At 66.7% G+C, this 6,259-nt stretch carries 8 protein-coding genes; 2 read left to right on the top strand and 6 right to left on the bottom strand.

Annotated features, from left to right (window positions below):
* The first annotated feature begins 113 nt into the window (after positions 1-113).
* On the top strand, positions 114-749 hold the full coding sequence (locus ACWCPQ_RS29105; protein ID WP_449904797.1) for a TetR/AcrR family transcriptional regulator: 636 nt from the start codon (positions 114-116) through the stop codon (positions 747-749).
* A gap of 23 nt (positions 750-772) precedes the next feature.
* Here the strand turns inward: ACWCPQ_RS29105 and ACWCPQ_RS29100 are convergent, their stop codons facing one another.
* The 3 genes from ACWCPQ_RS29100 to ACWCPQ_RS29090 are packed head-to-tail and all read right to left on the bottom strand — an operon-like array spanning position 773 to position 2,542.
* The gene (locus ACWCPQ_RS29100; protein WP_449904795.1) at positions 773-1,255 is read right to left on the bottom strand and encodes a barstar family protein; all 483 of its coding nucleotides are present in this window, start codon (positions 1,253-1,255) and stop codon (positions 773-775) included.
* On the bottom strand, positions 1,255-1,749 hold the full coding sequence (locus ACWCPQ_RS29095; RefSeq protein ID WP_449904793.1) for a ribonuclease domain-containing protein: 495 nt from the start codon (positions 1,747-1,749) through the stop codon (positions 1,255-1,257). Before ACWCPQ_RS29095 ends, ACWCPQ_RS29100 begins: the two co-directional genes overlap by 1 nt.
* 10 nt (positions 1,750-1,759) lie before the next feature.
* Complete coding sequence (locus tag ACWCPQ_RS29090) at positions 1,760-2,542, bottom strand: exodeoxyribonuclease III (RefSeq protein WP_449904791.1); 783 nt, start codon at positions 2,540-2,542, stop codon at positions 1,760-1,762.
* Positions 2,543-2,599: 57 nt separating this feature from the next.
* On the opposite strand from ACWCPQ_RS29090, the gene ACWCPQ_RS29085 reads away from it, so the two are divergent.
* Positions 2,600-3,448, top strand: coding sequence for an alpha/beta fold hydrolase (locus ACWCPQ_RS29085; RefSeq protein ID WP_449904789.1), 849 nt, complete (start codon positions 2,600-2,602; stop codon positions 3,446-3,448).
* Between the two features lie 262 nt (positions 3,449-3,710).
* On the opposite strand, the gene ACWCPQ_RS29080 is transcribed toward ACWCPQ_RS29085, so the two are convergent.
* The 3 genes from ACWCPQ_RS29080 to ACWCPQ_RS29070 all read right to left on the bottom strand — a co-directional run bounded on the left by ACWCPQ_RS29080 (position 3,711) and on the right by ACWCPQ_RS29070 (position 6,108).
* Positions 3,711-4,955: an acyl-CoA dehydrogenase family protein gene (locus ACWCPQ_RS29080; protein ID WP_449904787.1), complete on the bottom strand. Its 1,245-nt coding sequence runs from the start codon at positions 4,953-4,955 to the stop codon at positions 3,711-3,713.
* A 165-nt stretch (positions 4,956-5,120) separates the two neighbouring features.
* Entirely contained in the window at positions 5,121-5,792 is a 672-nt protein-coding gene (locus ACWCPQ_RS29075) for a hypothetical protein (RefSeq protein ID WP_449904786.1), read from the bottom strand.
* A gap of 4 nt (positions 5,793-5,796) precedes the next feature.
* Positions 5,797-6,108: a hypothetical protein gene (locus ACWCPQ_RS29070; protein WP_449904784.1), complete on the bottom strand. Its 312-nt coding sequence runs from the start codon at positions 6,106-6,108 to the stop codon at positions 5,797-5,799.
* Positions 6,109-6,259: the final 151 nt, after the last annotated feature.

Genomic DNA, 6,259 nt, shown 5'->3' with positions numbered 1-6,259 from the left:
GGCCTCGAAAGCGCATGAGCCGAAGGCTCGAGTCTCGAGGCCTGAACGGCGAGACTTCCGGGGGCCTCAACCCCGCGCGCGCCAGCGCGCCATGAACACTGCATCATCAGAGGATGGCAGCGCAGCGCACCTACGGCGGTTTGTCCGCGGACGAGCGGCGGGCACAGCGACGGTCCGCGCTCTTGGACGCGGCGCTGGAGATCATCGGCACCCAGGGTCTGGACAAGCTCACCGTTTCCGGGATGTGCTCGGCGGCCGGGCTCAACGAACGCTACTACTACGAGAGTTTCAGCAGCCGCGACGACGTCCTCACCGCACTGATCGACGGTATCGCCGAGGAGCTGGTGGTCGCGATCGCCGGGGCCCTGCAGACGGCCGGGGCCGATTCGCGGGCCAAGGCGCATGCCGCGATAACCGCCGGGATCCATCTGCTGACCGACGATCCACGCAAGACCGAGGTCACCATGGTCGCCGCCATGGCCACCCCGCAGCTGCGCGCCCGTACCACCGAGACCATCCGGGTCTTCGCCCGGTTGGTCGCCAGTCAGGGGATCGAGTTCTACGGGGTCACCGATCCGGCCCCGGATCCGGTGATCGATTTCCGGGCCACCTATCTGGTCGGCGGGCTGGTCCAGACTTTGACCGGCTGGGTGCGTGGCGATCTGCCGATCGGCCGGGACGAGCTGATCGACTACACGACCGACGTGTTCGTTCTGCTCGGCGAGGATTTCGCTCACCGCGCAGACTGAGCCGGGCCGGTTTCCCGGTGTGGTCAGATGCGGAGGGGAACGGCGGTCAGGCCCACCGGCGCCCCCTGCAACACGACCCGGAAGGCCACTTCCCGGGACAGCCAGAATTCGGCGCATTCGGCGGTCACCGAATCGAACCACGCCCGTTCCTGCGGCGCGTCGGCGAGCAACCGGTCGGCGTCACGGACGGCCACCACGTACCCGGTCGCGTCCCCGAGCAGATCCTCGAGGTTGAACAGGCATTCGTCGAACGCGTCCTTGTTCGGCCGGAAGTAGTACGGAAACTGCAACGCGGCGGCGAACTCGTCGAACAGAGCCGCCACCGTGCGCATTTTGTCACCTCGGACTTCGCGTACCCGGTATCCGGCCGGCGCACCGTAGCGCACCCTGCTGAACTCGGCGGCATCCACGGCCACCGATCCGACGGCCGGCGGCGAACCGTCGGTGGTGAGTTGGTCGTACGGTGGGACGGCGAGGAAATCGGCCAGCAGGAGGGGTTCGGCCATCAGCGCATCCTGGTGAAGGTGTCGTAGTGGTCGCCGGTGTACCAGGCCGAACCGTCGTTACCGGTGACGATGCGTTCGGCATCGCGGGACTGCCCCGGCTTCTTCGGGTTCACGTCCCACTCCTGGTATTTCACGGCCTTGCCCGCGGAATCGGTGGCGGGTAGGCGGCCTTCCCTGTTCCCGAAGGGGATACCGCCTTTGGTTCCCGGCGCGTTCGCGGAATCGGGCCAGCGGCCCGCATCGATCTCCGTGAGAGTCTCATAGGCGCGGTCGGGCACCCCGGCCACCTTCGACACCACCGGGGCATTCGCCGCGGTGGTCCGGCCGGGCGCGGGCTTCGCACCGACCGGCGCGGAGGTCACGACGGTGCCTGCCGGTGATGCCACGGCCGCTGACCCGCTGTCGTCGCCCCCCTGGGTGCTGAGCAGGGCGACCACGATCGCCACCACCACCGCGCCCACCGCGGAGAGGACCTTCAGAACTTTCGCACGCACGACTTCCCCTTCATCGATACTGAACCGTCACCGGAGCATGGTCGGACCAGCGCTCCGCATAGGTCGCGGCACGTTCGACCACCGCCTGCTTCGCTCGTTCGGCGGCTTCCGGTGTCGCCAGCTGGTAATCGATCCGCCACCCGGTGTCGTTGTCGAACGCGCGCCCACGATACGACCACCAGCTGAACGGACCGTCGCCTTCCGGGTGGAGTTCCCGGACGACATCGACGTATCCGGCCGCCAGTTGCCGGTCCAGCCAGGCCCTTTCGGCGGGCAGGAAACCGGATTTCTTCAGGTTTCCTTTCCAGTTCTTCAGGTCTCGTTCCGTGTGGGCGATATTCCAGTCACCCGCGATGACGAAAGACCCGGTGCGGGTGGACATCCGGGCGGCGAGTTCGTCGAGGAAACGGTACTTCTCGTCCTGCCGGGGCGTATCCGCTTCTCCGGTATGGACGTACACGCTCGCCACGGTGACCTCGTCGAATTCGACCTCCAGGTACCGGCCCGTCCCGGCGAACTCGCTGTCGGGTTCGACACCGATCCGAACCGAGCGCATCGGCCGCCGGGACAGCACCCCGACCCCCGCCCGTCCCTTCGATCCGGGTTCGGCGTGCGCCAGCTGCCAGCCCTGTTCCAGGGCGGGCGCGAGCGCGGCCGCGACCTGGGTGTCTTCGGCCCGGGTTTCCTGAAGGCAGACGATATCGGCCTCGGTCCGACCCAGCCAGGCGAGCAGACCCTTGCCCGCGGCTGCCCGGACACCGTTGACGTTGACCGTGGAGAGGATGTAAGGCACCGACCGACCGTACAATGACGTGTCACCACCATTTGCCAGGAAGGGGTGACGACACCGATGTCAGGCACCTCCGCAACCACCACACCCGAGCCGGTCGCGGCGCTGCATCTGGGATCCGGCGCCCCACTGCTGCTGCTACACGGTGTGATGCTCTCGCCGCACTGCTGGGAGCAGACCGCCGGTCTGCTGGCCGGCCGGTGTGAGGTCTTCGCGCCGGCCCTGGCCGGGCATCGGGGCGGACCGGAGTTCGCGGACGGCCGTTACTCCGCCCGAACCCTCGCCGACCATATCGAAACGCAGCTCGACGACCTGGGATGGCGGACCTGCCATATCGCCGGCAACTCCCTGGGCGGCTGGATCGGTATCGAATTGGCCCGCCGGGGCCGAGCCCGCACCCTGACCGCGATCGCGCCGGCCGGTGGCTGGAAAACCCCGTCCGTGCGGCAGGTCCTCGCGGCGGCCAAGATCATGCCCATGGTCCCGGTCCTCGATATGGCCGGTCGGCTGGGCGACCGCCCGGTTCACAGCCGGATCGTGCAGTGGGCCATGGCGCATCTGCTGACGAGGAATACCCGCGCGGTCTCCCGCGCAGACATCGAGGCCGTGGTCCTGGCCGCGCTGCACTGTCCGGCGCTACCGGCCCTCACCCTGGGAACCCTGCGCGGACCGTCGATAGCGGATATGTCCGACCTGACGACTCCGTTCCGGCTGATCCTCGCCGATTCCGATCATGTTCTCCCGCCACGGGTATACGGTCGCCGGTTCCTGCGCGAACTACCGGCCGCAGCGGACCGCATCATGCTGAACCGGGCCGGTCACGTACCCATGCTGGAGGATCCCGAGCGGATCGCCAACCTGATCGCCGAACACATCTACGCGAGCCGCGATCACCTGCGGGCTGTGTAATCTTTGCGGCGCCTGCGGCGCCGCGGGTCGAGGCCCCCTCGGTCCCGCCGTTGCGCCCTCGAGACTCGAGCTTCGCTCATGCGCTTTCGAGGGCGCAACGGCGGGACGGGCCTCGACCTTTGGGGCCTCGTAAGCATCTCGGCACCGAGGGGTTGCCGTCGGCGTCGAGCGATGGGGCGTCTGAGGTTTTCGCGTGGTGTGGGAGGTCCGTGAGACTCCGCGCGGTCCCGGAGTCTCGGCGGGACGACCGGCACCATCGTGCTCAGCTTCCGAGGAGGCCCTTCGCCACGTGGGTCACCTGGATCTCGTTGCTACCCGCGTAGATCATCAGTGATTTCGCGTCGCGGGCGAGTTGTTCGACCCGGTACTCCGACATGTAGCCGTTGCCGCCGAACAGCTGCACCGCCTCCATCGCCACCTCGGTGGCGGCCTCCGACGAGTACAGCTTCACCGCCGACGCCTCCGAAAGGCTCAGCGGTTTACCGGCCCGGCCGCGTTCGATGATGTTGAAGACCATGTTCTGCACATTGATCCGGGCGACCTCCATCTTCGCCAGCTTGAGCTGGATCAGCTGGAAACGACCGATCTCCTGCCCCCACAGTTTCCGGTCGCGGGCGTAATCGGTGCACAGCCGCAGACATTCGTTGATCACACCCAGCGCCATGAATCCGATCCCGACGCGTTCGGCCACGAAACTGGATTTGGCGCTCTCGCGTCCGTCACCGCCGCGGTGTTCCTCGGTTTCGCCGAGCAGCCGATCGCGGCCGAGCCGGACGTTGTCGAAGAACAGTTCCCCGGTGGGCGAGGCGTGCAGGCCCATCTTCTTGAAGGGTTTGCCCTGGGTGAGGCCTTCCATCCCCTTGTCGAGCACGAAGGTGAGCACCTTGCGGTCCCGGGGCGGGGTCCCGTCGCCCTCGTCCAGTTTCGCGTAGACGACGAGGGTGTCGGCGAAGGGCCCGTTGGTGATGAAGGTCTTCTGACCGTTGAGGATGTAATCCGCTCCATCGCGCCGGACGTAGGTCTTCATCCCACCGAACGCGTCCGACCCGGAATCGGGTTCGGTGATCGCCCAGCAGGCGATCTTGCGGAGACTGACGATATCGGGCACCCACCGCTGCTGCTGCGCGAGCGTGCCCCGCGACAGGATGGTGGCTCCGCCGAGCCCGGTGCTCACCCCGAGCGAACTGCACAGGCCCATACAGACACCGGAGAGCTCACCGGTCACGACCGCCATCATGGTCTGCTGATCGAATCCGCTGTCGGAGCGGTCCGTGCCGCCGGCGGGCTTCTCCGCTCCGTCCGCGGCTGCCTGCTTCGCGGCCAGTTGTTTGTTCAGAGCTTCCTCGGCCATGGCGCCGATACCGAAATCCGCGTACAGCTTGCGCAGGATCGGATAGGGCAGCATCTCGCCGCTGTCCAGCGCGTCCAGGTTGGGACGCACTTCCTTATCGATGAACGTCCGCACCGCGTCGCGGACCATCAGGTCGGTATCGGACCATTCGAACATCGGCGTCCTCCGGTATCACCAGCAGCATTACGGCGTAAATCGCCGGGCGGGCTCTTCTGCCGCGCCCACCTTGTTGACACACTGCCAGTTCTTCGCCCGTGGCGCGGGTATCCGGCGAAAATTCATCGGATGCCCACCTCGATCACCGACCCAGCGGAGTGCGGATCAGGGACGGGTGGCGTGTTCGCGCAGCCGGTCGAGTCGCGACAGAACCTTGTCGTGCCAGTCCAAGGGTTGCCCCTCGATGCCCCATTCCGGTCGCGCGTGCTCTTCGAACAGTGGCCGCAGGGATACGATCTCGGCACGCCAGCTGTCCAGTTCGGCCCGGCTCAGATCATTCGGCTTCCACTCGACCCATCGAGGCGAGCCGGGTGGCGCCGATTCCACGTAGTGGCTCGCGAACGGATTCGAACGGGGGTCGACATCGAGGTTTCGGTGGAACGCTTCCGCGTGATCGAATCCATAGACGTGGTCACCGTCCTGCAGCCAGTTGCCGGGGCGGTCCCAATTGCCTGTCAGAACATCCAGCAAGCCGAGTTTTCGTGCGCCGGGGCTGTCTTTGATCGCCTCCATCGCAGCGCGGGCACCCGGGTCGGTTCTGGTACCGGACACAGCACGCCCCGGCAGCCGCTGCATGATCACGCTGCCGCCTTCTCCCGCGACCACTGGGGCGACCGGAGCTCCGACCACCCGGCCGACAGCGGCGACGAGGACTTCGGCGGACTGTTGCCCCGGTGTCAGGTCGTACTTGCACACCACCTCGAAGCCGTCGGGATACTCGAAGAGATCCGTATCGGCATTCCCCTCGGCCGACATGTACCCCGGTGTCCGGATCACCGGATCACCGGATCACCGGATCACCGGAACGATCGGCAGCGAGGAAGCGGGCAGTGAATTCATCCACCGACATCAGATGCGCCGGCGATCCCGCCACTCGATCCCCTCCGCCCGCCGCACTGGGCCGTGCGTCTCGGTTCGGCTCATCGATATCGCCCGCACCGCGAACGTCGACTTCGTTCTTCGTCGACATATCGACGCCGGCCCCCGCACGAGTCCCGTGATAGCGGCGAACGATCTCGCCGCCCGCATCGATGATCGCCGCGCCCAGCCGCTTGGTCACAGTCCCGATCGCGCGGCCCACGCCCTCGATCATCCGGTACTCGCCGGGGAATCGAGAAGACAGCCAACACTAATCGCACGATCCGAGATCGATTCGCACGTCCACCCATGCGGCTCTATCAGCACAGGGCATCTTCGCCTACGCGGCAGTGATCGACAATCGGAGTGCGCTCCAGTGATCGTGA

It is taken from the genome of Nocardia sp. NPDC001965 (genome assembly GCF_053594175.1).
Note: the sequence above shows the minus strand (reverse complement) of the source record. Positions and strands in the feature narration are given on the sequence as shown.